Raw genomic sequence first — 22033 nt, forward strand, 5'->3', positions numbered from 1 at the left:
GCCCTCACCCGTTCGGTGCACCCCTCGCGGCCGCGGCGCCGGGGAACTCAGCCCTCCCGCCTGGCGTTGACCAGGCAGGGAGGGTCCACTGGAAGTGGAAGCCAGTCAGCGAAGGGTTCCCCTGCCGCACCACCAGGAGGGCGTACCGTGCACCGCCGTACCAACGGTCTGAAGACCGCCGCACTGCTCGGGGGCCTGTCCGCACTCATCCTCGTCATCGGCAGTTTCTTCGGTCGTACGGGGCTGATCGTCGCGCTCTTCGTGGCGCTGGGCACGAATGCCTACGCGTACTGGAACAGCGACAAGCTCGCCCTCAAGGCCATGCGCGCCCGCCCGGTCAGCGAGTTCGAGGCGCCCCAGCTCTACCGGATGGTCCGCGAGCTCTCCACGCAGGCCCGCCAGCCCATGCCGCGCCTGTACATCTCACCCACGGAAGCCCCCAACGCATTCGCGACGGGCCGCAACCCCCGTAACGCCGCGGTCTGCTGCACCGAGGGCATCCTGCGCATCCTCGACGAGCGCGAGCTGCGCGGCGTGATCGGCCACGAGCTCAGCCACGTCTACAACCGCGACATCCTCATCTCCTCGGTGGCAGGCGCCCTGGCCTCCGTGATCATGTTCCTGGTCAACTTCGCCTGGCTGATCCCGTCCGGCGGCAACAGCAACCGCGAGGGCCCGGGCATCTTCGGAATGCTCCTGATCATGCTGCTCGGCCCCATCGCGGCCTCCGTGATCCGCCTGGCGATCAGCCGTTCCCGCGAATACGAGGCGGATGCCTCCGGAGCCCAGCTCACCGGCGACCCGCTCGCCCTCGCCGACGCCCTGCGCAAGCTCGACGCCGGTACGAAGCAGCTGCCGCTGCCGCCCGAGCCGAAGATCGAGGCGGCCAGCCACATGATGATCGCCAACCCCTTCCGGCCGGGACAGGGCATGGCCAAACTGTTCTCGACGCACCCGCCCATGGCCGAGCGCATCGCGCGCCTGGAGCAGATGGCCGGCCGCAGGCAGTGACGCCCGCAGTCGCGGTCGCGGTCGCGGGCGTGCCCGCGATCAGGGTCGGATCAGGGTCGCGGCCGGGATCCAGGAACGGCCCACCGGCGTCCTAGAAACCGAATACGTCAGCGAGCGCGGAGGCAGGTCGCCCGAAGTGAAGACCATCCTGAACATCATCTGGCTTGTCCTGAGCGGTTTCTGGCTGTTCCTGGGCTATCTGCTCGCCGGTGTGATCCTCTGCATCACCATCATCGGCATCCCGTTCGGCATCGCCTCGTTCCGCATCGGCATCTATGCGCTGTGGCCCTTCGGCTACACGACGGTCGAGAAGCCCGGCGCGGGCGCCCCCTCCTGCGTGGGCAACGTGCTGTGGCTGGTCCTGGCCGGCTGGTGGCTGGCCCTCGCCCACATCGTCACGGGCGTCCTGCAGTGCATCACGATCATCGGCATCCCGCTGGGCCTCGCCAACTTCAAGCTGATCCCGATCTCGCTGATGCCCCTGGGCCGCGACATCGTGCGCACGGACGAGGCGTTCGCGGCGTCCGGCCGCTGGTAGCCGGGCGCGCAGCACCTCGCGGTTCCGGCGCGGGAGGTCATTTCCGTACGGCGACGACTGACCGCCGTACGAAGAACACCCCCGCGCCCACCGCGAGCACCACCGCACCCCACACCACCGATGTGACGGGCAGCGTGCCCGCGAGCAGCAGGCAGCCGGCCAGGCCGAGCGCGGGCAGGGCCCGGGCCGCGGGCCGTGAACTGAGCGTCCACGCGGAGGCGTTGGCGACGGCGTAGTAGACAAGCACGCCGAAGGACGAGAACCCGATCGCGGCCCGCAGATCGGCGGTCGCGGCGAGCATCGCCACCACCGCGCCCACCGCGAGCTCCGCCCGCTGCGGCACCTGGAAGCGCGGATGCACGGTCGCGAGGCCCCCGGGCAGATGACGGTCCCGCGCCATGGCCAGGGTCGTCCGCGAGACCCCGAGGATCAGCGCGAGCAGCGAACCCAGTGCGGCCACGGCCGCCCCGGCCCGTACGACGGGAGCCAGACCGTCCGCCCCGGCGGCCCGTACCGCGTCCACGAGCGGCGCGGCCGACTCCGCCAGCGCGCCCGTCCCGAGCACGGAGACCACGGCCAGGGCGACGGCCGTGTACACGACGAGCGTGATCCCGAGCGCCAGCGGAATCGCCCGCGGGATGGTCCGCGCGGGATCCCGCACCTCCTCGCCCAGCGTGGCGATCCGCGCGTACCCGGCGAAGGCGAAGAAGAGCAGCCCGGCGCTCTGCAGCACACCGCCGACACCGCCGGACGCCCCTTCGAGCCCCCGCCCGCCGCCGGCTCCCGCGCACACCACGACCACGGCGGCGAGCACGCCGAGCACGAGTGCCACGATCACCCGCCCCGCCCAGGCGGCCTTCTGAACTCCCAGACAGTTCAAGGCGGTCAGCACGACCACGGCGCCCACCGCCACCGCGTGCGCCTGCCCCGGCCAGACATAGGCCCCCACGGTCAGCGCCATGGCGGCGCAGGAGGCGGTCTTGCCGACGACGAACGCCCAGCCGGCGAGATACCCCCAGAACTCCCCGAGCCGCTCCCGCCCGTAGACGTACGTGCCGCCCGCGACCGGATACAGCGCCGCAAGCCGCGCCGAGGCGGTGGCATTGCAGTACGCGACCACCCCGGCGATCCCGAGCCCGTAGAACAGCCCGGCCCCAGCGGCATCGGCCGCGGGCCCGAGCGCTGCGAAGATCCCGGCCCCGACCATCGCCCCGAGCCCGATGGTCACCGCGTCGAACAACCCCAGACTGCGCCGCAGCCCGGACGCCCCAGGCACCGCCCCGTGTGTCATGCGCCGCACCCTACTGACATCCGCAACCGGTCAGGGCGGGGGTCTCGTCTCCCAGGACAGAACGACGCACTGGTCACGTACCGGTCACCCACGGACCACGTACAGGCCACACCGAGGCCACCGGCCATGCACGGAAACGCGGCCACCGGCATGCGCCGGGCGTGCGTGCCCTGCCCTGCCAGGGCCACGGGCCCCGCACTCACAAGGGAAGGCAGGTCACCCATGAGCATCATCAGCTGGCTCGTCCTCGGACTCCTCGCCGGAGTCATCGCCAAGGTCCTGCTGCCCGGACGCGACCCGGGCGGCCTGATCGGCACGACGCTCATCGGCATCGCCGGCGCCTTCATCGGCGGCTGGGGCTCGGCCCGCTTCCTCGACCGCCCGATCACCACGGACTTCTACGACACGGCCACCTGGATCTCGGCGATCGCCGGCTCCCTGGCCCTGCTCATCGCGTACCGCATCCTGTTCGGCCACTCGCGGTCGAGGCGCTGAGGGGGACTCGCACCGGGCACGGGGGACATGGCGAGGGCGGTACGGGATTCCCGTACCGCCCTCCTCCTACCGCCGCCGCCGAGCGGCAGCCGGCCTCACCGGTAGTTCACGAACTGCAGCGCGAAGTCGAAGTCCTGCCCCTTGAGCAGGGCGATCACGGACTGCAGGTCGTCACGGCTCTTCGAGCTGACGCGCAGCTCCTCGCCCTGGACCTGGGCCTTGACGCCCTTGGGGCCCTCATCACGGATGATCTTCGCGACCTTCTTGGCGTTCTCCTGGGAGATGCCCTCCTGGATCGACGCGAAGATCTTGTACTCCTTGCCGGACAGCTGCGGCTCACCGGCGTCCAGCGCCTTCAGCGAGATGCCGCGCTTGACCAGCTTGGACTGGAAGACGTCGAGGATGGCGGTGACGCGGTCCTCGGAGTTCGCCTGCATGAGGATCTTCTCGCCGGACCAGGAGATGGAGGCGCCGACGTTCTTGAAGTCGTAGCGCTGCGAGATCTCCTTGGCGGCCTGGTTGAGGGCGTTGTCGACCTCCTGCCGCTCGACCTTCGAGACGATGTCGAAACTGGAGTCGGCCATGTCCTGTGGCTCCTTGCGTCGGATGCGTACGGGTAGCGGATATGCGGCTTACGGATATGCGCAAAGCCTAGCCACCCGGCCGGGGCCCGGGCGCAGATCAATCAGGTGGCGGAGCACCCCCGGTCATCAGGTATCGTTTACGTCGTTGCCACGGAGCACCGCGCAAGCGGAGCCCCCGAGGCGGCATCCCCGGCGGTGTGCCCGAGCGGCCAAAGGGAGCAGACTGTAAATCTGCCGGCTCAGCCTTCCCAGGTTCGAATCCTGGCGCCGCCACAAGAAGGTAAACCCCCTCCGAACTGCGGAAACGTGGATCGGAGGGGGTTCCTTCGTGTTCGGATGTCTTCGTCAGATGCCATCGGTGTGCAGCACCTTGCGCGGCCGATGAGTTTTCGTGGCGCGTGCGGTCTGTACTGCCATGGAGACCTACACACTCGAAACACCCGCCGCCGACCTCGTCTACGACGTCCGCGGGCCGTTGCCCACCGCTGACGGGCGTCCGCCGTTGCTCATGGTCGGGCAGCCGATGGACGCCGGCGGGTTCGCCGCGCTTGCCGAGCGCTTTCCCGAGCGGACCGTCGTGACGTTCGACCCGCGCGGGCTCGGGCGCAGCACGCGGAAGGACGGGCGGAGCGAGTACGAGCCGGAGACCCTGGCCGAGGATGTGCATGTGCTCATCGAGGCGCTCGGGGCCGGGCCGGTCGAGATGTTCGCCAGCAGCGGCGGTGCGGTGACGGCGCTCGCGCTCGTGGCGAAGCACCCCGCGGATGTGACCACGCTGGTCGCGCACGAGCCGCCGCTCATCACGCTCACGCCGGACGGGCCGGCGGCCGTACGGGCGCGCAGCGAGCTGCGGGACACGTACGAGAAGCAGGGGTGGGGCGCAGGGATGGCCGCGTTCATCGCCATGACCTCGTGGGAGGGGGAGTTCACCGACGCGTACTTCGCGCAGCCGGCCCCCGACCCCGCCATGTTCGGGCTGCCCGCCGAGGACGACGGGTCGCGGGAGGATCCGCTGCTGTCCGACCGGTCCTGGGCCGTCAGCAGCTATACGCCGGACGTCGGCGCGCTCAAGGCGGCGCCGACCCGCGTCGTGATCGCCGTGGGCGAGGAGTCCGCGAACGTGCAGACCGGACGCACCTCCGCCGCGACCGCCGGACTGCTCGGGCAGCAGGTGACCGTGTTCCCGAGCCACCACGGCGGGTTCTGCGACGAGTCCTCCGGGTATCCGGGGAAGCCGGACGAGTTCGCGCACCGGCTGCGCGAGGTGCTCGGGGGCGCCTCGTAAGTCACGCGGTACGGGGGCGGTCCGCCTGCTCTACGTGGAGCCCGCCCCCGCGGCCGTGACGAGCGCCGCGAGTGACTCCCGGGTGAGGGCCAGGCGGTCCATCTCCTGGTCCACGCCCCGGAGTTGCTCGAGGAGCAGCGGGCTCAGGCACGGCTCGATCTCGGCGTCGCTGCCGCAGACGCAGGACAGGATCTCGCCGATGATGCGCGTGGACAGGCCCGCGGCCAGGAACTGGCGGATCCGGCGCACCGTCTCGGGCGCCTGCGCGTCGTAGACGCGGTGCCCGCCGGACGTCCGCTCGGAGGTGAGCAGACCCTGCTCCTCGTAGTAGCGCAGGAGCCGCACGCTCACCCCGGTCCGCGCGGACAGCTCCCCGATCTTCATCCCGTCCAATGTGACCCCCCTCACCTTCACTTGAACCTCACATGGATGTGAGGTCCTAGCGTCGCCGACATGACGCACACCACGCAGTTCACAAACACCGAGCACGTCACGCACACCGAGCCGGACCGTTCGGTCTTCTTCCTCGGGGGTGATCTTCCCGTACGCAGGGTCGGTTACGGCACCATGCGTCTCGCGGACGGACCCGGCGAACCTTCCGGCGGCGAGGCGCACATCTGGACGGCGCCGGCCGACCGCGCGGCGGCGATCCGCGTCCTGCGCACCGCGGTCGAGCTGGGCCTGAACCTGATCGACACGGCGGACGCGTACGCCCTCGGCGCCGGCGAGGAGCTGGTCGCGGACGCGCTGCACCCGTATCGCGAGGACCTGGTGATCGCGACGAAGGTCGGGGTGGTGCGGCCCTCGCCGACCGAGTGGGTGCCGCTCGGACACCCGGCCTATCTGCGCCAGCAGGCGGAGCTGAGCCTGCGCCGGCTGCGTACCGACCGGATCGATCTGCTCCAACTGCACCGTCTCGACCCGGAGTTCCCCGTCGCCGAGCAGATGGGCGCGCTCAAGCAGCTGCAGGAGGAGGGGAAGGTGCGGCACATCGGGCTCTCCGAGGTCACCGTGGAGGAGCTCGCCGAGGCCGAGGAGACGGCGCCGGTCGCGAGCGTCCAGAACCTCTACAACCTGGCGACGCGCGGCCATGACGACGTGGTCGACCACGCGGCGGGGCGCGGCATCGCGTTCCTGCCGTTCTTCCCTCTCGCGATGGGCGCCCACGCCGGGCCCGGCAGCCCGCTGGCCCAGGTGGCCGGCGAAGTCGGCGCGACGCCGTCCCAGACGGCGCTCGCCTGGCTGCTGCACCGTTCGCCCACCGTCCTGCCGATCCCCGGCACCACGTCGGCGGCCCATCTGGCGGAGAACGCGGCCGCTCTCGAAGTCGCCCTCACCGACGAGCAGTTCGACCGCATCGCCGCCGCTGCGTGATCCGGTGCGAGGCGGGCGCCGGCGAGTCGGGTGGAAGCGAGGCGAGTGGGAGGTGTGAGCGAGTGCAGGGCGGAGTTCAGGAGTTACGGGTTCAGCTGAACGCCCGCCGGTACGCGTGCGGGCTCACCCCGGTCGTCCGCTTGAACCGGTCGCGGAAGGCGGTCGGTGAACCGAAGCCGACCTGGGCGGCGATGCGTTCGACGGGATGGGACGTGGTCTCCAGGAGGTGCTGCGCCTGGCGGATACGGGCGCGGTGCAGCCACTGGAGCGGGGTCGTACCGGTCTGGTCCGTGAAGCGGCGGATCAGGGTGCGGGTGGACACCCCGGCCTGCGCGGCGATGTCGGCGAGGGTGAGCTCGCGGCTCAGGTTGTCCTGGAGCCACAGGAGCAGCGGCTCGAAGGTGGAGCCCTGAGGCGCCGGGGCATGGTCGCGGACGATGAACTGCGCCTGCCCGCCCTCCCGTTCGAGCGGCATGACCGACAGGCGGGCCGCGTCGGCGGCGACCGCCGAGCCGTAGTCGCGGCGGATCATGTGCAGGCACAGGTCGAGGCCCGCGGCGGCGCCTGCCGAGGTGAGGATCTGCCCGTTGTCGACGTAGAGGACGTCGGGGTCGACCTCGATCCCCGGATACGCGGCCGCGAGGGCCCCGGCGGCGAGCCAGTGGGTGGTGGCGCGGAGCCCGTCGAGCAGCCCGGCGGCGGCGAGCACGAACGTGCCCGAGCAGATCGACGCGATACGGGTGCCGTCCGCGGCCGCCGCGCGCAGTGCGTCACGGACCTCCGGCGGCAGCGGCGTCTGCGGGGCGGCCGTGCCCGGCACGACGACCGTGTCCGCTTCCCGGAGCGCGTCGAGCCCCCAGGGCGCGCGCAGCACGAATGCCCCGGCGTCCGTCTCCTCGGTCGCGGCGCAGATACGGACCTGATAGCCGGGCCGGCCGTCCGGCAGGCGGGTGCGCGAGAAGACCTCGATCGGCGTGGAGAGGTCGAACGGGATCACCTGGTCGAGCGCGAGCACGGCGATGGTGTGCATGGCGGGAATGTACCTGGGCGCGGGGTGCCGGGCGGACGAGCCGGAGGGGAGCAGTGGGCCGAGGGCGGTGGCGAGCCGTGAGGTTCGCGGCTGGTCAGAGGTAGGTCAGCGGCTCCACGGGTGGCTGCTGAGTGGCGTACGGCACCTCGTAGGCCTGATGGCATTTTCTCTGCGGTACATGGCAGTCCAGCCACTGGGAGAGGCCGGAATCGCTGATTAGCGTCGAGGCGTCGAGCGGGCTCCCGGCGCGAGCCACGCCCCGGACCCGCCTCGCCCCGCTCTGCCCCGCCCATGAAGGAAACCCCGCCCCATGCCCATGCACGCCCAGATCGTCCTGTTCGACGGCTTCGACCCGCTCGACGCCGTCGCACCCTTCGAGGTCCTGTACGCGGGGGGAGTCGCCGCAGGAGGGGAACTGACCGTCGAGCTGGTCACCGCCGAAGGGCCGCGCGAGGTCGTCAGCGGGACCGGGGGACTGACCCTCAGGGCCACGGCCGCCCTCGACCCGGCCCGCCCCGGCCTGGTCCTCGTCCCCGGCGCCTCCGGGCGGATCACCCCGCCCGACGGAGGGCAAGCCGGGCCGCCCGACGGAGAGCAAGCCGGGCCGGACGACGGAGACCAAGCCGGGCCGGACGGCGCGACCATCCCCGTCCTCCTCGCCCGGGCCCTCACCACCGGCCTCCCCGCCCTCCTCAAGACCGCGATGGAGAACCCGCGGATCACCGTCACCACCGTCTGCGGCGGCTCCGCGCTCCTCGCGATGGCCGGACTCCTCGAAGGCCGGTACGCCACCACGCACCACCTGGGCCTCGACCTGCTGGACGCCACCGGCACCCGTGCCGTGGCGGCGCGCGTCGTCGACGACGGCGACCTGGTCACCGGTGCCGGCGTCACGTCGGGCATCGATCTGGCGCTCCATCTGCTCGAGCGCGAACTCGGCCCCCGTATCGCCCATGCCGTCGAAACGCTCTTCGCGTACGAGCGCCGCGGCACCGCCTGGCGCAACACCGGCCCGGAGCCCGCCGCCTTCTGACGACACCGGCACCACATTCGGACCCCACCCCACCCAAGGACCACGCATGCCCACCAAAGGCACCAACCCCCTCCCCGTAGAGGGCATTTGGGACCTGACCCTCCTCACACCCATCGACCGGATCGAGGCCGAGGCGGAGTTCACCCGCAGGGACGGCGTCCTCGTCGGAACGGCGCGCGGCGCCGGCGAGGAGGTGTCGCTCACGGAGCTCGTCCTGGACGGCGACCGCCTCACCTGGAAGCAGGCCATCACTCGGCCCCTGCGCCTGAACCTCGGCTTCGTCGTGACCGTCGACGGCGACACCCTCAGCGGCACCTCGCGGGCCGGCCGGCTGCCGGCCTCGAAGGTCAGCGGCGTGCGGCGCCGCGCGCAGACGGGCGAGGACCGCTGACCATGACCAAGTTCTTCCTCGTCCTGCACGTCCTGGCCGCGGTCGTGGCCGTGGGCCCGGTCACCGTCGCGGCCAGCATGTTCCCGCCGGCGCTGCGCCGCGCACAGCGGGATCCGGACGGGCCGCAGGCGCGCACGGTGCTCGGTGTGCTGCACCGGATCTGCCGTGTGTACGCGGGCGTCGGGCTTGCCGTGCCGGTCTTCGGGTTCGCCACGGCGAGCAGCCTCGGGGTCCTGGAGGACGCCTGGCTGATCGTCTCGATCGTCCTGACCGCCGCGGCCGCCGCCGTCCTGGCCCTGCTGCTCCTGCCGGCCCAGGACCGCGCGTTCGCCGAGCCCGCCCACGACGGCGCCGCCCGACTGGCCATGCTCACCGGCGTCTTCAACCTGCTCTGGGCCACGGTCACGGTCCTGATGATCATCCGCCCCGGCTCGACGACGGGAGCCTGACGATGGCATATGGGACCCGCCACACCGAGCCCTACGGGACGCACCCCCGCCGCGCCCTCCGCATCGCCGCGAACGCCGAACTGGCCACCCTGGCCGTGCTCCTGGCCAACCTGGCCACCGTCCACCTTGAGCCGGTGTCCTCCCTGACCGGTCCGGCACACGGCTGTGCGTACCTCTTCGTCATCGCCGCGGTGTGGCGTACGGGAGAGGCGAGGACGGCCACCAGGCTCACCGCTCTCCTCCCCGGCATCGGCGGCCTGCTGGCACTCCGCCGGCTCGAACAGCCCTATGAGCAGCCCAATCAACGGACCAATGAACAGCCCGATGAACAGCCCGATGAACAGCCCGATGAACAGCCCGATGAACGGGCCTAGTTGCCCGCCACGTCCTTCACCGCCACGGCCACCGGCGTGGATCCGCCGATGAGTTCCAGGGTCAGGCCGGCCGTCGCCGAGCTGTCCACCAGTTCCGCGAGCACCGCCGCCACGTCCTCGCGCGTGACATCCCCGCGCCCGGTGGACGCCTCGAGCCGTACGAGACCCGTGCCGGGGCCGTCGGTCAGCCGCCCGGGCCGCAGGATCGTCCAGTCCAGGCCCTCGCGTCCGCGGACATACGCGTCGGCCGCGCCCTTGGCGCGCAGATACGCGTCGAAGACGCCGTCGCCCTCGTGCGCGGGGTCCGCGTTCATCGCCGAGACGACGATGTGCCGCCGCACCCCGGCCCGCTCGGCGGCCTCGGCGAACAGCACCGCCGCCGCGCGGTCCACCGCGTCCTTGCGCTCCGCACCGGACCCGGGGCCCGCGCCGGCGGCGAACACGGCCGCGTCCGCACCCTGCAGATGCGCCGCGACCTCCTCGACGCCCGCCGACTCCAGATCGCAGAGCACCGGCTCGGCGCCGGCCGCCCGCAGATCGTCGCCCTGGGCCGGATTGCGGATGAGCCCGGCCACCTCGTATCCACCGCGCGCATCCAGCAGGCGTGAGAGCTTGAGCGCGATCTGACCGTGTCCCCCAGCGATGACAATGCGCATGCTCCGACGGTACGCCGGGCAGCGGGGTCACGCCGCTCCGGCGAGGTCGCCGACCTGGGACGCTACGGAATGTTCACCGCACGGGGAGCAGTACGGAGCGGAATGTTCCCCGCCATGTTCCTGGTCACGTTCCCCGCCGCGATCCCGGCCGTGACGCGTGCCGGAATCGCGCCCGATCAAGGACGCGCCAAGAGCAGAGGGACCGTCAGAAGCCGTCGCCCGAAAGCGAGTTCAGGAACTCTCGCCGCTCTTGGACCGCCCCTGCCGCGGCAGATCGAGCGCGACCGCCGCCGCCGAGTCGCAGTACTCCCGCACGGCACTGGTGCGCGCCACCACCCGGCCCCGGTGCACCACGATCCGGCTGTACGCGAGGGAGAGCGCACCCGCGAGCCGGTCGCCGCGCACCGCGAGCAACTCGGCCGGGAAACCGGCCTCCACGCGCACCTCGGGCAGCGCCATCGCCGCCCGCGCGGCACCGCAGACGGCATCGTACGCCCGGTCCGGTTCGAGCCCGTGCTGCGAGGCCAGCAGGTACGCGGCCTCCAGCGGGTCGCCGCGGCCCACCGGGTTCGCGGGGTCGCGCAGGGCACCGCTGCCCGCGGCCACCCGTACGCCCGCGGCACGCAGCAGCCGTACCGGAGCCGTCGTACTGCCGCGTCGCCCGAGACCGCCGCAGTCGCCCTGCGGCAGACACACCACATTGACACCCGCCGCGGCGAGCGCTTCCGCGGACCGCACGGCCACCTCGCGCGGCACCCGCCCGAGCCCGCCGAGCGGACCGATGCTCACGCCGGGCCGCAGCCCGCCGGCCATGGCCGCGAGCCGGGCGAGCCGGGCCGGGTCGAGGCCGTCGGTGTGCAGGTCGACGGGGCAGCCGTGCTCGGCCGCGACCTCGAGGACCGCCTCCACATAGCCGGTCGGGTCCGGATCCAGGTCGGGGCAGCCGCCCACGACCGAGGCGCCCATCTTCACGGCGTCGCGCAGCATCGCGAGCCCGTCCGCACCGGCGACCCCGGTCAGCAGTCGCGGCACCGCCACCGCCGACAACTCGGCGAGCCCGCGCAGCGAACGGCGCGCCTGAAGCACCGCCTCCATCGGCCCGAGCCCCTGCACATCCCCGATCCGCACATGCGAGCGCAGCGCCGTCGCCCCGTGCCCGAGCTGGAGCAACGCGGCCTCGGTGGCGCGCCGTTGGACCTCCGTGGCGTCGTACGAGACCGGTCCGTCGCCCTCCGCGGCGAGCGCGGTGTCGCTGTGCGCGTGCGGCTCGGCCGGCGCGGGCAGCAGCAGATAGCCGCTCAGGTCCACGCGCGCGGCATGCGCGGCGAGCGACCCCGCCGTGCCCACGGCCTCGATCCGCCCGCGCCCCAGGCGTACGTCCACGGTCCTGCCGTCGGTGAGCCGCGCCCCACAGAGCAGCAGCGAGGCCGTCTCCTCGGCGGCACCGTCACGGTGCGGCGGCTGGGGCTGGCTGTCGGGCATCGCGCTCCAGAAGCGGGGATCGGGCGGCGGTTCGGGTGGCGGTTCGGGTGGCGAGACCGGCGCAGGTGTGGATCAAGATCACGCAGCGTGTTCCGAGCCTAGGGCGCGGTGCGGCCCGCTTCGAGGAGGAGCGCAATAGTCGTACCGGTGTGGTGCCCGGGGCGGGCGAGGCCCCCGGGAAGCGCTCCGGGCCAGGCCCGCCATAAGGATTTGGGCGATCGGCGACCGACCGTGTAATGTCTTCATCGCTCGCCCCAATAGCTCAGTCGGTAGAGCGTCTCCATGGTAAGGAGAAGGTCTGCGGTTCGATTCCGCATTGGGGCTCTGGTGCAACACCACATATGTGGTGCATGCATCACAGCGGTGTAGCTCAGTCGGTAGAGCAAGCGGCTCATAATCGCTGTGTCACCGGTTCAAGTCCGGTCACCGCTACTGACAGTAGCCGATTGTGGGGTCGGTCCTCCGGTCGGCTACTCTTCTATGCGTTAGTACGTCCATCCGTTCGTCCAAGTAGGAGCACTCCAGTGGCTGCCACCGACGTCCGCCCGAAGATCACGCTGGCCTGCGTGGAGTGCAAGGAGCGGAACTACATCACCAAGAAGAACCGGCGCAACAACCCGGACCGTCTTGAGATGAAGAAGCACTGCCCGCGTTGCAACGCGCACACCGCGCACCGCGAGACGCGATAACAAGGCTCGTTCGCGAGGCCGTCCCCATTCATTTGGGGGCGGCCTCGCGGCGTTTTCGTCCCAACTGTTGAGGAGGTTGCGAGCCCATGGCGCTCGACCAGTCCTTCGTCGGGCGGACCTACCCGCCCACCGAGCCCTACGAGGTCGGCCGGGAGAAGATCCGTGAGTTCGCCGAGGCGGTGGGCGACGCCAACCCCGTCTACACCGACCCCGAGGCGGCCAAGGCGTACGGCCACAGCGATGTGATCGCGCCGCCGACCTTTGTGTTCGCCATCACGTTCAAGGCGGCGGGCCAGGTCGTCGAGGACCCGCAGCTCGGCCTGGACTACAGCCGGGTGGTGCACGGCGACCAGAAGTTCGCGTACACGCGTCCCGTGCGCGCGGGCGACCGCCTCAGCGTCACCTCGACCATCGAGGCGATCAAGTCCATGGCGGGCAACGACATCCTGGACATCCGCGGAGAGGTCCACGACGAGGCCGGCGAGCACGTGGTGACCGCGTGGACCAAGCTCGTCGCGCGCGCCGCGGACGGAGAGTGACGGTGATGACGGTGAGCACGAAGATTTCCTACGCGGACGTCGAGGTCGGCACCGAGCTGCCGGCGCAGACCTTCCCCGTGACGCGCGCCACGCTCGTGCGGTACGCGGGCGCCTCCGGCGACTTCAACCCGATCCACTGGAACGAGAAGTTCGCCAAGGAGGTCGGCCTCCCGGACGTCATCGCGCACGGCATGTTCACGATGGCCGAGGCCGTCCGCGTCGTGACCGACTGGACCGGTGACCCGGGTGCGGTCGTCGAGTACGGGGTCCGCTTCACCAAGCCGGTCGTCGTGCCGAACGACGACAAGGGCGCCGAGATCGAGGTCAGCGCCAAGGTCGCGGCCAAGCTCGACGACGAGGCGAAGACCGTACGGGTCGATCTGACCGCCATGAGCGCGGGGCAGAAGGTGCTGGGCATGTCGCGTGCGGTGGTCCGGCTGGCCTGAGCTGGCGAGGAGTGCGAGGGGCGCCTGTCCGAGGACGGGCGCCCCTCTTCCGTATCCCGTCCGCGTACCCCTTGACGTAGTTAGTAATTGGCCACTAACTTAGCCGCATGGTCAGGATGAGTGCGGAAGAGCGGCGAGAGAGCGTCATCCGGGCGGCGGTCACCGAGTTCTCGCGGGGCGGGTACCACGGCACCTCGACCGAGGCGATCGCCAAGCGGGTCGGTGTCTCGCAGCCGTATCTCTTCCGCCTCTTCCCGGGAAAGCAGGCGATCTTCCTGGAGGCCTCCCGCCGCTGCTGCCGGGATGTCACCGAGGTGTTCCGGCGCGCGTCGGAGGGGCTCGAGGGCGAGGCGGCCACGAAGGCGATGGGGGAGGCGTACCAGGCGCTCATCGCGGACGACCCCGAGAAGCTGCTCATGCAGATGCAGATGTACGTGGCGGTCGCGGCCGCCGAGGCCGCGGGCGACCGCGCGTTCGGCGAGGCGCTGCGCGCCGAGTGGATGGAGATGTACGACGTCGCCAACCTCGCGATGGGGGCGGACGTCAACGAGACGACGCAGTTCCTGGCGTACGGGATGCTCGTCAATGTCCTGGTGTCGATGGGGTTCCAGCCCGAGCACCGGGTGTGGGCCGGCTTCTACGAGGAAGTCCAGCCGCGGTGATCGGAACGAAGCGGTGGAAGGGTGCGCGCTTTTGTGCCCGCTGAAGTTAGTCATCAATAACTAATCAACCTCCCGGAGGGGACGGCAATGTCACAGGAGACAGCACGTACGGGAACCGGGCGCGGCGGCATGGTCTGGGCCCTCGTCATCACCAGCGTGGCCGGCTTCATGGCGGCCCTCGACAACCTGGTCGTCACCACCGCCCTGCCCGCGATCCGGGCCGACTTCGGCGGCGAGATGCACGACCTGGAGTGGACGGTCAGCGCGTACACCCTGACCTTCGCCGTGCTGCTGATGTTCGGCTCCGCACTGGGCGACCGGTTCGGCCGGCGCAAGCTCTTCCTCGCCGGGCTGAGCATCTTCACCGGGTCCTCCGCCGCGGCCGCGCTCGCGCCGGGCATCGACGCGCTGATCGCCGCCCGCGCCGTCCAGGGCGTGGGCGCCGCGATCATGATGCCGCTCACGCTGACGCTGCTCACGGCCGCCGTCCCGGCCGCCAAGCGCGGCATGGCGTACGGGATCTGGGGCGCCGTCAACGGGCTCGCGGTCGCCGGCGGCCCGCTCATCGGCGGCAGCCTCACCGAGCACATCGCATGGCAGTGGATCTTCTGGCTGAACGTTCCGCTCGGCATCGCCCTGCTGCCGTTGGCCAGCCTGCGCCTGAAGGAGTCGTACGGAACCGGCGCCCCGCTGGACATCGTCGGCACGCTGCTCGCCAGCGGCGGTCTGTTCGGCATCGTCTACGCGCTGATCCGCGGCAACATCGACGGCTGGACCAGCGTCCAGGTCCTCGCAGGCCTCATCGGCGGCGCACTGCTGCTCGCCGCCTTCGTCCGGCACGGCATCCGCGCGAAGAACCCGATGCTGCCGATGCGCCTGTTCCGCAACCGTGCCTTCGCCGGGATCAACGCGGCCAGCCTGCTGATGTTCCTCGGGATGTTCGGCTCGATCTTCCTGCTCGCCCAGTTCCTGCAGGAGGGCCTCGGCTACACGGCCACGGAGGCGGGCCTGAGGATGCTGCCCTGGACCGGGATGCCGATGATCGTCGCGCCGATCGCCGGGTACCTGTCCGACCGGATCGGCGGCCGCCCGGTCGTCGCCGCGGGCCTGGCGCTCCAAGCGGTCGGGCTCGCCTGGTTCGCCGTGGTCCTCAGCCCGGATGTCTCGTACGCGGCCCAGCTCCCCGCCCTGATCATCAGCGGCGTCGGCATGGCCCTGTTCTTCGCGCCGGCCGCGAACCTGGTCATGTCCAGCGTCCGGCCCGCCGAGCAGGGCATCGCCTCCGGCGCCAACAACGCGCTGCGCGAGGTCGGCGGAGCGCTCGGCATCGCGATCCTCGCGGCGGTCTTCTCGGCGCAGGGCGGGTACGGGCCCGCGCAGACCTTCGTCGACGGGCTCGGGCCCGCGCTGTGGGTGGGCTCCGCCGCGGTGGCCCTGGCGGCGCTCGCCGCCCTCGCGATCCCGCGCCGGCGCGCCGCGGCCGAGCGGGTCGGCGCGGTCCGCGGGGAGGGGCGCGAGCTGGTCGACGCGTGAGACGCACTGCGGGACGAGAACAGGGCGACGCGTGAGAAGCGCTGCGTGACGAGACCGGTCCGACGCGTCACAAGTGCGGCGCACCACTCGGGTACGGTCCGGGAGCTGTCGGCCCCGGACCGTACCCTTGAGCGCGTGCAGGAACTCCACGAAGCCCCGCTCGCCCCGCTGACCACCTTCCGGCTCGGCGGCCCGGCCGCCCGCCTGATCACCGCGACCACCGACGCCGAGGTGATCGAGGCCGTGCGCGCGGCCGACGCCGACGGCACCCCGCTGCTGATCATCGGCGGCGGCTCCAACCTGATCGTCTCCGACAAGGGCTTCTCCGGTACGGCCCTGCGGATCGCGACACGCGGCGTCGAACTCGACGGTAGGAAGCTGGAGTTGGCGGCCGGCGAGGTGTGGACCGACGCCGTGGCGCGCACGGTCGAGGCGGGCCTCGCGGGCATCGAGTGCCTGGCCGGCATCCCCGGCTCGGCGGGCGCCACCCCGATTCAGAACGTGGGAGCGTACGGCCAGGAGGTCTCCAGCACGATCACCGAAGTGATTGCGTACGACCGCAGGGCCGGCGAAACCGTCACCCTCTCGAACGCCGAGTGCGCCTTCTCGTACCGCCACAGCCGCTTCAAGTCCGACCCCGAGCGCTACGTGGTGCTGCGCGTCCGCTTCGAGCTGGAGGACGCCGGCGGTCTGAGCGCCCCCATCGCGTACCCCGAGACCGCCCGCGTCCTCGGCGTCGGGGCCGGTGACCGCGTCCCGCTGGAGCAGGCCCGTGAGACGGTGCTCAAGCTGCGCGCCGGCAAGGGCATGGTGCTCGACCCGGAGGACCACGACACGTGGTCGGCCGGCTCCTTCTTCACCAACCCGATCCTGACGACGGGGGAGTACGAGGCCTTCCTGGAGCGTGTCCACGAGCGCCTCGGGGGCGACGTCGCCCCGCCCGCGTTCCCGGCGGGCGAGGGCTTCACGAAGACCTCGGCGGCCTGGCTGATCGACAAGGCCGGCTTCACGAAGGGGTACGGCACGGGCCCGGCCCGGATCTCCACCAAGCACACCCTGGCGCTCACGAACCGGGGCACGGCCACCACCGAGGACCTGCTCGCCCTCGCCCGCGAGGTCGTGACCGGCGTCCGCGAGGCCTTCGGCATCACGCTCGTCAATGAGCCGGTGATGGTGGGCGTCACCCTCTGAGCTGGGATTTCTTGGTTGGCCTCGAGGTCGGCCGCGCCTGATGGTGAGCCGTCGAACGGCTGGATCAGGGGTGGGGACCACAGGTGCAGGACAACAGCGGGCAGTCCGCGCAGTACGCGTTCGAGCGTGCTCAGGCGCTGCTGCGGGCGGGGGAGTTCAAGGCGGCGCGTACGCAGGCGCAGGAAGGACTCGACGCGCTCGGACCGCATCCGGGGTTGTATCTCGTTCTCGGCCGGGCGCACACCGCCGAGAACGACGACGACCATGACACGGCCGCCGAGCGTGCTTACCGGATGGGCCCGGCCGCTTTCCCCGATGACCCGGACCGCTGGCCGCGTACGCCGAGTTCGGCTGGGCCGGCGAGGTGAGACAGGCCCGCGCCACGATGCCCCGCATCACCCGCGAACTCCGCGAAGCCACCCTCCGGCCGACCGACCGCGACACCGCCCGACGGAGCGATGACTTCCGGAGCCCGGGACAGTCCCCCTTCCCACAAGCCCCCGACATCCGGGACACGGGAAGGGACCCCATGACCACCCTCCGCACCCTCCTCCAGCGCCACGTCGACGAAGGCACCGTCCCCGGAGCCGTGGCCCTGGTCGCGCGCGGCGACCGGACCGAGGTGCAGGCAGTCGGTGCAGCGGGCCTCGGCTCCGGTGCACCCATGGGCCGCGACACGATCTTCCGTATCGCCTCGATCACCAAGCCGATCACCGCCGCGGCCGTCCTCATGCTCGTCGAGGACGGCCGGATCGGGCTCGACGACCCCGTCGCGCCCTGGCTTCCGGAGCTGGAGAAGCCGCAGGTCGTACGGACTCCGGACGCGCCCGTCGACGACACCGTCCCGGCCCTGCGGCCCATCACCGTCCGCCACCTGCTCGACTTCACGGCCGGCTACGGATTCAGCTCCGACTTCTCCAAGCCCGCCCTCGCCCCACTCTTCACCGAGCTCAAGCAGGGCCCGCCGCGGCCGCAGGAGATCCCCGCCCCGGACGCGTGGATGGCGGCGCTCGGGCGGATCCCGCTGCTGCACCAGCCGGGCGAGGCCTGGCTGTACAACACCTGTTCCGAACTCCAGGGCGTACTGATCGCCCGGCTCACCGGGCAGTCCCTCGCCGACGTCCTCGCCGAGCGGATCTTCGCACCGCTGGGCATGAAGGACACCGGATTCGTCGTCCCCGCCGCGGACCTGGGCCGCTTCACCTCGTACTACCGCAACGGCCCGGAGGGCGGCCTGGAGCTGGTGGACGCCCCCGAAGGGCAGTGGAGCACCGAACCCGCCTTCCTCTCGGGCGCAGGTGGCCTCGTCTCGACCGTGGACGACTGGCACGCCGTCGCGCGCATGCTGCTCGCCGACGGGGCCGGCCTGCTCGCGCCGGACTCGGTCCGCGCGATGCTCACCGACCAGCTCACCGAGGCCCAGCGCGCCGGGAGCGACCTCTTCCTGGAGGGCCAGGGCTGGGGCTACGGCGGCGCGGTCGACCTCGATACGACCCACCCGTGGAGCATCCCCGGCCGCTACGGCTGGATCGGCGGCACCGGCACCAGCGCCCACCTCGTCCCCGCCACCGGCACGGTCGGCATCCTGCTCACCCAGGTCGAACTGGGCGGACCGACCCCGCCCGCCCTCATGCGGGAGTTCTGGCAGCTCATGAAGGAGAGCTGAGGGCTGCCGGGTCAACCACAAACGGGTACGCGACCGGCGACCAGCGGCCGGTTCGCGATTGGCGACCCCCGGCCGGCACGTGACCGGCGACCACCCGCCTAGTACGCGACCCCGACCCCCTGCTTCACCGTCGCCGGATCGTCGACCATCGCCAGCATCGCGTGCGCCACGTCCGCGCGTCCGATGAAGCGCGCGCTGCGCGGATTGCCGCCGATCTCGGTGCGGTACGTGCCCGTCACCGGCTTGTCCTGCAAGCGCGGCGGCCGCACCGAGGTCCAGTCCGTGGCGCTGCGCGCCAACTCGTCCTCCATGACGCGCAGATCGTCGTAGACCGCCTTGAGCACCCGGCTCACGAGGCCCAGCATCAGCCGGTCCGCGAGCGGCTCGCGCCGGGCGGGCGCGGGGGAGAGGGGCGCCGCGCTCACGACGAGCACGCGACGTACGCCCTCCGCCTCCATCGCCCGCAGCACGGGGCGGGTCAGCCGCGCGGCGATGCCCGCCTTCGCGTCCTTCATCCCGCGCGCGCCGAGCCCGGACAGCACCGCGTCCCGCCCGGCCACCGCGGCCCGCAGCGCCTCCGCGTCGGACAGATCCGCGCGGAACACCTCCAGGCCCTCGCCCCGTGCGGACAGCCGCGCCGGGTCGCGTACGACCGCTGTCACCTCGTGCCCCGCGGCCAGCGCCTGCCGGACGATCTCCTGCCCGATCCCGCCGGTCGCACCGAACACCGTGAGCTTCATGGCATACCTCTCCTCGGGTGGGTGAGCATTCACTCACCATGGTTGGTGAGTATTCACTCACCCCTAGAGTGGGTAAGCACTCACTCACCCGTCAAGCCCGGAACACACCCGGACGGACCCGGAACGGAGCCCTCGTGCAGAAACCGGCCAGAGCCCGCATCCTCGACGCCGCACACGCGCTGATGCTCAGCGTCGGCCTGGCCCGCGCCACCACCAAGGCCATCGCAAAGGAGGCCGGCTGCTCGGAGGCCGCGCTCTACAAGCACTTCGCGAGCAAGGAGGAGCTGTTCGTCACGGTCCTCAAGGAGCGCCTGCCCCGGCTCACCCCGCTGCTGCAGGAGCTGTCCAAGGACCCCACCGAGCGCACGGTCGAGGAGAACCTGGTCCGTATCGCGTACGAGGCGGCCCTGTTCTACGAGCAGAGCTTCCCGATCGCCGCCTCGCTCTACGCCGAGACCCAGCTCAAGAGCCGCCACGAGACGGCCATGCGCGAGATGGGCACGGGCCCGCACATGCCGATCATCGGCCTCGACGCCTATCTGCGCGCGGAGCAGACCGCGGGCCGCATCCGCGACGACGCCGACACCCACGCGGCCGCGTCCCTGCTGCTCGGCGCCTGCGCGCAGCGCGCGTTCGCCTACGACGCGGCGGGCCCGTACCCGCCCCCGCCGGCCGAGCGGTTCGCGCGCGATCTCGTACGGACGCTCCTGACCGGGATCAGCTAGCCAGCCACGCGTCCACGTCGGCGAGCAGCTTCTCGCGTACGTCCTCGGGGGCGGCCGAAGCGCGCACCGACTGCCGTGCAAGCTCGGCCAGTTCGGCGTCCGTGAAGCCGTGGTACTCGCGCGCCAGCTCGTACTGCGCGGCGAGGCGTGACCCGAAGAGCAGCGGGTCGTCCGCGCCCAGCGCCATCGGCACCCCGGCCTCGAACAGCGTCCGCAGCGGCACGTCCTCGGGCTTCTCGTACACCCCGAGCGCGACATTGGAGGAGGGGCAGACCTCGCAGGTCACGCCCTTGTCCGCGAGCCGCTTGAGCAGCCGCGGGTCCTCGGCGGCGCGCACGCCGTGCCCGATCCGCGCGGCATGCAGATCGTCCAGGCAGTCGCGTACGGAGGAGGGCCCGGTCAGCTCACCGCCGTGCGGCGCCGCGAGCAGCCCGCCCTCGCGCGCGATGGCGAAGGCGCGGTCGAAGTCCCTTGCCATGCCCCGGCGTTCGTCGTTGGAGAGCCCGAACCCGACGATGCCGCGGTCCGCGTACCGGACCGCGAGCCGGGCCAGAGTCCGCGCGTCCAGCGGGTGCTTCATCCGGTTCGCGGCGACGAGGACCCGCATCCCGAGCCCGGTCTCGCGCGAGGCCGTGTCCACCGCGTCGAGGATGATCTCGAGCGCAGGGATCAGACCGCCGAGCCGCGGCGCGTACGAGGTCGGATCGACCTGGATCTCCAGCCACCCGGAGCCGTCCGCCAGATCCTCCTGCGCGGCCTCCCTGACCAGCCGCTGGATGTCCTCGGGCTCACGCAGACAGGACCGCGCCATGTCGTAGAGCCGCTGGAAGCGGAACCACCCGCGCTCGTCGGTCGCCCGCAGCTTCGGCGGCTCCCCGCCGGTCAGCGCCTCGGGCAGGTGCACGCCGTACTTGTCGGCGAGTTCGAGCAGGGTGGTGGGCCGCATCGAGCCGGTGAAGTGCAGATGCAGATGAGCCTTCGGCAACAGCCGTACGTCACGTACACGCTCCATTCGAAGATCCTGCCGTACGCACCGCACGTCCCGGTAGCCGCTTTCCACCAACGAGTACTTGCCCGAACGAACAAACGGGCCCCCGGCCGCAGCCGGGAGCCCGTCGGTATCAGCAGAGGTCAGCGCGCCTCGGCCAGCAGCTTCTGGATCCGCGAGACGCCCTCGACCAGGTCCTCGTCACCGAGCGCGTACGAAAGCCGCAGGTAGCCCGGGGTGCCGAAGGCCTCGCCCGGCACCACCGCGACCTCGACCTCGTCCAGGATCAGCGCGGCGAGCTCGACGGAGGTCTCCGGGCGCTTGCCGCGGATCTCCTTGCCGAGCAGGCCCTTCACCGACGGGTACGCGTAGAACGCGCCCTCGGGCTCGGGGCAGACGACGCCGTCGATCTCGTTGAGCATCCGCACGATGGTCTGGCGGCGGCGGTCGAAGGCCGTCTTCATCTCGTCGACGGCCGACAGGTCGCCGGAGACGGCGGCGATGGCCGCGGCCTGCGCGACGTTGGAGACATTCGACGTGGCGTGCGACTGCAGGTTGGACGCGGCCTTGATCACGTCCTTCGGGCCGATGACCCACCCCACGCGCCAGCCGGTCATGGCGTACGTCTTCGCCACACCGTTGACGATGATGCACTTGTCGCGCAGCTCGGGCACCACCACCGGCAGGGACGCGAACTCGGCGTCGCCGTACACCAGGTGCTCGTAGATCTCGTCGGTCAGGACCCACAGGCCCTTCGACGCGGCCCAGCGGCCGATCTCCTCGACCTGGGCGCGGGTGTAGACGGCGCCCGTCGGGTTGGAGGGGGAGACGAACAGCAGCACCTTGGTGTTCTCGGTGACG

General features: G+C 71.5%; 27 protein-coding genes and 3 tRNA genes. 21 read left to right on the forward strand and 9 right to left on the reverse strand.

The features are described from left to right. The first annotated feature begins 147 nt into the window (after nt 1–147). Together htpX and BLT97_RS35835 are read left to right on the forward strand one after the other, a co-directional pair. Nucleotides 148–1011 carry a zinc metalloprotease HtpX gene (htpX, locus tag BLT97_RS35830; RefSeq protein WP_093618017.1) on the forward strand — a complete coding sequence of 288 codons (864 nt, stop codon included), beginning with the start codon at nt 148–150 and terminating at the stop codon, nt 1009–1011. Between the two features lie 136 nt (nt 1012–1147). After that, the gene (locus BLT97_RS35835) at nt 1148–1549 is read left to right on the forward strand and encodes a YccF domain-containing protein (RefSeq protein WP_093618019.1); all 402 of its coding nucleotides are present in this window, start codon (nt 1148–1150) and stop codon (nt 1547–1549) included. A 37-nt stretch (nt 1550–1586) separates the two neighbouring features. On the opposite strand, the gene BLT97_RS35840 is transcribed toward BLT97_RS35835, so the two are convergent. Then, nucleotides 1587–2840, reverse strand: a complete 1254-nt coding sequence (locus tag BLT97_RS35840; RefSeq protein ID WP_093618021.1) for an APC family permease — start codon at nt 2838–2840, stop codon at nt 1587–1589. A gap of 222 nt (nt 2841–3062) precedes the next feature. On the opposite strand from BLT97_RS35840, the gene BLT97_RS35845 reads away from it, so the two are divergent. Beyond that, nucleotides 3063–3335 (forward strand): GlsB/YeaQ/YmgE family stress response membrane protein, encoded by a 273-nt coding sequence (locus tag BLT97_RS35845; protein ID WP_093618023.1) that lies wholly within the window; start codon nt 3063–3065, stop codon nt 3333–3335. 95 nt (nt 3336–3430) lie between these two features. Here BLT97_RS35845 and BLT97_RS35850 read toward each other — a convergent pair whose 3' ends face one another. After that, a complete protein-coding gene (locus tag BLT97_RS35850; RefSeq protein ID WP_093618025.1) occupies nt 3431–3919 on the reverse strand; it encodes a YajQ family cyclic di-GMP-binding protein in 489 nt (162 codons plus the stop codon). Nucleotides 3920–4110: 191 nt separating this feature from the next. Here BLT97_RS35850 and BLT97_RS35855 point away from each other — a divergent pair. Together BLT97_RS35855 and BLT97_RS35860 are read left to right on the forward strand one after the other, a co-directional pair. Next, a tRNA-Tyr gene (locus tag BLT97_RS35855) sits at nt 4111–4192 on the forward strand. 142 nt (nt 4193–4334) lie between these two features. Continuing rightward, nucleotides 4335–5204, forward strand: a complete 870-nt coding sequence (locus BLT97_RS35860; protein ID WP_093618027.1) for an alpha/beta fold hydrolase — start codon at nt 4335–4337, stop codon at nt 5202–5204. A 30-nt stretch (nt 5205–5234) separates the two neighbouring features. Here the strand turns inward: BLT97_RS35860 and BLT97_RS35865 are convergent, their stop codons facing one another. Further along, complete coding sequence (locus BLT97_RS35865) at nt 5235–5588, reverse strand: MerR family transcriptional regulator (RefSeq protein ID WP_093618029.1); 354 nt, start codon at nt 5586–5588, stop codon at nt 5235–5237. 69 nt (nt 5589–5657) lie between these two features. Here BLT97_RS35865 and BLT97_RS35870 point away from each other — a divergent pair, with 69 nt between their 5' ends. Then, nucleotides 5658–6578, forward strand: a complete 921-nt coding sequence (locus BLT97_RS35870; protein WP_093618031.1) for an aldo/keto reductase — start codon at nt 5658–5660, stop codon at nt 6576–6578. A 91-nt stretch (nt 6579–6669) separates the two neighbouring features. Here BLT97_RS35870 and BLT97_RS35875 read toward each other — a convergent pair whose 3' ends face one another. Further along, nucleotides 6670–7608 carry a GlxA family transcriptional regulator gene (locus tag BLT97_RS35875; protein WP_093618033.1) on the reverse strand — a complete coding sequence of 313 codons (939 nt, stop codon included), beginning with the start codon at nt 7606–7608 and terminating at the stop codon, nt 6670–6672. A gap of 316 nt (nt 7609–7924) precedes the next feature. Between BLT97_RS35875 and BLT97_RS35880 the strand changes: the two genes are divergently transcribed. Genes BLT97_RS35880 through BLT97_RS35895 form a run of 4 tightly spaced genes read left to right on the forward strand, consistent with a single transcriptional unit; the run spans nt 7925 to nt 9855 of the window. Then, a complete protein-coding gene (locus tag BLT97_RS35880; protein WP_093618065.1) occupies nt 7925–8641 on the forward strand; it encodes a DJ-1/PfpI family protein in 717 nt (238 codons plus the stop codon). A gap of 46 nt (nt 8642–8687) precedes the next feature. Beyond that, on the forward strand, nt 8688–9032 hold the full coding sequence (locus BLT97_RS35885) for a hypothetical protein (protein ID WP_093618035.1): 345 nt from the start codon (nt 8688–8690) through the stop codon (nt 9030–9032). A 2-nt stretch (nt 9033–9034) separates the two neighbouring features. Then, nucleotides 9035–9481 carry a hypothetical protein gene (locus BLT97_RS35890; RefSeq protein WP_093618037.1) on the forward strand — a complete coding sequence of 149 codons (447 nt, stop codon included), beginning with the start codon at nt 9035–9037 and terminating at the stop codon, nt 9479–9481. A gap of 2 nt (nt 9482–9483) precedes the next feature. Then, nucleotides 9484–9855 carry a hypothetical protein gene (locus BLT97_RS35895; protein WP_093618039.1) on the forward strand — a complete coding sequence of 124 codons (372 nt, stop codon included), beginning with the start codon at nt 9484–9486 and terminating at the stop codon, nt 9853–9855. On the opposite strand, the gene BLT97_RS35900 is transcribed toward BLT97_RS35895, so the two are convergent. Beyond that, entirely contained in the window at nt 9852–10511 is a 660-nt protein-coding gene (locus BLT97_RS35900) for an NAD(P)H-binding protein (protein WP_093618041.1), read from the reverse strand. The two genes, BLT97_RS35895 and BLT97_RS35900, sit on opposite strands and share 4 nt — an antisense overlap. Nucleotides 10512–10742: 231 nt before the next feature. Then, entirely contained in the window at nt 10743–11993 is a 1251-nt protein-coding gene (locus tag BLT97_RS35905; RefSeq protein WP_093618043.1) for an amidohydrolase family protein, read from the reverse strand. Between the two features lie 251 nt (nt 11994–12244). On the opposite strand from BLT97_RS35905, the gene BLT97_RS35910 reads away from it, so the two are divergent. From BLT97_RS35910 to BLT97_RS35955, 10 genes are all read left to right on the forward strand, one after another. Beyond that, nucleotides 12245–12317 (forward strand) — tRNA-Thr (locus BLT97_RS35910). Between the two features lie 35 nt (nt 12318–12352). After that, nucleotides 12353–12425 (forward strand) — tRNA-Met (locus BLT97_RS35915). A gap of 92 nt (nt 12426–12517) precedes the next feature. After that, nucleotides 12518–12682, forward strand: coding sequence for a 50S ribosomal protein L33 (gene rpmG, locus BLT97_RS35920; protein WP_003948671.1), 165 nt, complete (start codon nt 12518–12520; stop codon nt 12680–12682). A gap of 86 nt (nt 12683–12768) precedes the next feature. Beyond that, entirely contained in the window at nt 12769–13221 is a 453-nt protein-coding gene (locus tag BLT97_RS35925; RefSeq protein WP_093618047.1) for a MaoC family dehydratase N-terminal domain-containing protein, read from the forward strand. A gap of 11 nt (nt 13222–13232) precedes the next feature. Continuing rightward, nucleotides 13233–13667 (forward strand): MaoC family dehydratase, encoded by a 435-nt coding sequence (locus BLT97_RS35930; RefSeq protein ID WP_093618067.1) that lies wholly within the window; start codon nt 13233–13235, stop codon nt 13665–13667. 107 nt (nt 13668–13774) lie between these two features. Beyond that, the gene (locus tag BLT97_RS35935; protein ID WP_093618049.1) at nt 13775–14329 is read left to right on the forward strand and encodes a TetR/AcrR family transcriptional regulator; all 555 of its coding nucleotides are present in this window, start codon (nt 13775–13777) and stop codon (nt 14327–14329) included. An 87-nt stretch (nt 14330–14416) separates the two neighbouring features. After that, nucleotides 14417–15862 (forward strand): DHA2 family efflux MFS transporter permease subunit, encoded by a 1446-nt coding sequence (locus tag BLT97_RS35940; RefSeq protein ID WP_093618051.1) that lies wholly within the window; start codon nt 14417–14419, stop codon nt 15860–15862. A gap of 135 nt (nt 15863–15997) precedes the next feature. Continuing rightward, nucleotides 15998–17053 (forward strand): UDP-N-acetylmuramate dehydrogenase, encoded by a 1056-nt coding sequence (locus tag BLT97_RS35945; RefSeq protein ID WP_093618053.1) that lies wholly within the window; start codon nt 15998–16000, stop codon nt 17051–17053. A gap of 83 nt (nt 17054–17136) precedes the next feature. Continuing rightward, nucleotides 17137–17421: a tetratricopeptide repeat protein gene (locus BLT97_RS35950; protein WP_093618055.1), complete on the forward strand. Its 285-nt coding sequence runs from the start codon at nt 17137–17139 to the stop codon at nt 17419–17421. A gap of 161 nt (nt 17422–17582) precedes the next feature. Continuing rightward, the gene (locus BLT97_RS35955; RefSeq protein ID WP_093618057.1) at nt 17583–18719 is read left to right on the forward strand and encodes a serine hydrolase domain-containing protein; all 1137 of its coding nucleotides are present in this window, start codon (nt 17583–17585) and stop codon (nt 18717–18719) included. A 98-nt stretch (nt 18720–18817) separates the two neighbouring features. On the opposite strand, the gene BLT97_RS35960 is transcribed toward BLT97_RS35955, so the two are convergent. After that, a complete protein-coding gene (locus BLT97_RS35960; RefSeq protein WP_093618059.1) occupies nt 18818–19459 on the reverse strand; it encodes an NAD(P)-dependent oxidoreductase in 642 nt (213 codons plus the stop codon). A 182-nt stretch (nt 19460–19641) separates the two neighbouring features. Here BLT97_RS35960 and BLT97_RS35965 point away from each other — a divergent pair, with 182 nt between their 5' ends. Continuing rightward, nucleotides 19642–20184: a TetR/AcrR family transcriptional regulator gene (locus tag BLT97_RS35965; protein WP_245769737.1), complete on the forward strand. Its 543-nt coding sequence runs from the start codon at nt 19642–19644 to the stop codon at nt 20182–20184. Here BLT97_RS35965 and BLT97_RS35970 read toward each other — a convergent pair. Both BLT97_RS35970 and BLT97_RS35975 read right to left on the reverse strand, forming a co-directional pair. Next, nucleotides 20177–21196: an adenosine deaminase gene (locus BLT97_RS35970; RefSeq protein WP_093618063.1), complete on the reverse strand. Its 1020-nt coding sequence runs from the start codon at nt 21194–21196 to the stop codon at nt 20177–20179. The two genes, BLT97_RS35965 and BLT97_RS35970, sit on opposite strands and share 8 nt — an antisense overlap. Nucleotides 21197–21315: 119 nt before the next feature. After that, the coding region (locus BLT97_RS35975) for an aminotransferase class I/II-fold pyridoxal phosphate-dependent enzyme (RefSeq protein ID WP_143041441.1) at nt 21316–22033 on the reverse strand (718 nt) is incomplete at its 5' end.

This window comes from Streptomyces indicus, from assembly GCF_900100315.1.
Classification (GTDB): Bacteria; Actinomycetota; Actinomycetes; order Streptomycetales; family Streptomycetaceae; genus Streptomyces; species Streptomyces indicus.

Excerpts from the sequence above, each read along its gene's own strand:
- BLT97_RS35850 (WP_093618025.1), bottom strand. The coding sequence starts at position 3,919 with ATGGCCGACTCCAGTTTCGACATCGTCTCGAAGGTCGAGCGGCAGGAG.
- BLT97_RS35870 (WP_093618031.1), top strand. The coding sequence starts at position 5,658 with ATGACGCACACCACGCAGTTCACAAACACCGAGCACGTCACGCACACC.
- BLT97_RS35895 (WP_093618039.1), top strand. The coding sequence starts at position 9,484 with ATGGCATATGGGACCCGCCACACCGAGCCCTACGGGACGCACCCCCGC.
- BLT97_RS35865 (WP_093618029.1), bottom strand. The coding sequence starts at position 5,588 with ATGAAGATCGGGGAGCTGTCCGCGCGGACCGGGGTGAGCGTGCGGCTC.
- BLT97_RS35880 (WP_093618065.1), top strand. The coding sequence starts at position 7,925 with ATGCACGCCCAGATCGTCCTGTTCGACGGCTTCGACCCGCTCGACGCC.
- BLT97_RS35890 (WP_093618037.1), top strand. The coding sequence starts at position 9,035 with ATGACCAAGTTCTTCCTCGTCCTGCACGTCCTGGCCGCGGTCGTGGCC.
- BLT97_RS35905 (WP_093618043.1), bottom strand. The coding sequence starts at position 11,993 with ATGCCCGACAGCCAGCCCCAGCCGCCGCACCGTGACGGTGCCGCCGAG.
- BLT97_RS35960 (WP_093618059.1), bottom strand. The coding sequence starts at position 19,459 with ATGAAGCTCACGGTGTTCGGTGCGACCGGCGGGATCGGGCAGGAGATC.
- BLT97_RS35840 (WP_093618021.1), bottom strand. The coding sequence starts at position 2,840 with ATGACACACGGGGCGGTGCCTGGGGCGTCCGGGCTGCGGCGCAGTCTG.
- BLT97_RS35875 (WP_093618033.1), bottom strand. The coding sequence starts at position 7,608 with ATGCACACCATCGCCGTGCTCGCGCTCGACCAGGTGATCCCGTTCGAC.
- BLT97_RS35955 (WP_093618057.1), top strand. The coding sequence starts at position 17,583 with ATGACCACCCTCCGCACCCTCCTCCAGCGCCACGTCGACGAAGGCACC.
- BLT97_RS35965 (WP_245769737.1), top strand. The coding sequence starts at position 19,642 with ATGCTCAGCGTCGGCCTGGCCCGCGCCACCACCAAGGCCATCGCAAAG.
- BLT97_RS35935 (WP_093618049.1), top strand. The coding sequence starts at position 13,775 with ATGGTCAGGATGAGTGCGGAAGAGCGGCGAGAGAGCGTCATCCGGGCG.
- BLT97_RS35860 (WP_093618027.1), top strand. The coding sequence starts at position 4,335 with ATGGAGACCTACACACTCGAAACACCCGCCGCCGACCTCGTCTACGAC.
- BLT97_RS35845 (WP_093618023.1), top strand. The coding sequence starts at position 3,063 with ATGAGCATCATCAGCTGGCTCGTCCTCGGACTCCTCGCCGGAGTCATC.
- BLT97_RS35940 (WP_093618051.1), top strand. The coding sequence starts at position 14,417 with ATGTCACAGGAGACAGCACGTACGGGAACCGGGCGCGGCGGCATGGTC.
- BLT97_RS35970 (WP_093618063.1), bottom strand. The coding sequence starts at position 21,196 with ATGGAGCGTGTACGTGACGTACGGCTGTTGCCGAAGGCTCATCTGCAT.
- BLT97_RS35885 (WP_093618035.1), top strand. The coding sequence starts at position 8,688 with ATGCCCACCAAAGGCACCAACCCCCTCCCCGTAGAGGGCATTTGGGAC.
- BLT97_RS35925 (WP_093618047.1), top strand. The coding sequence starts at position 12,769 with ATGGCGCTCGACCAGTCCTTCGTCGGGCGGACCTACCCGCCCACCGAG.
- BLT97_RS35900 (WP_093618041.1), bottom strand. The coding sequence starts at position 10,511 with ATGCGCATTGTCATCGCTGGGGGACACGGTCAGATCGCGCTCAAGCTC.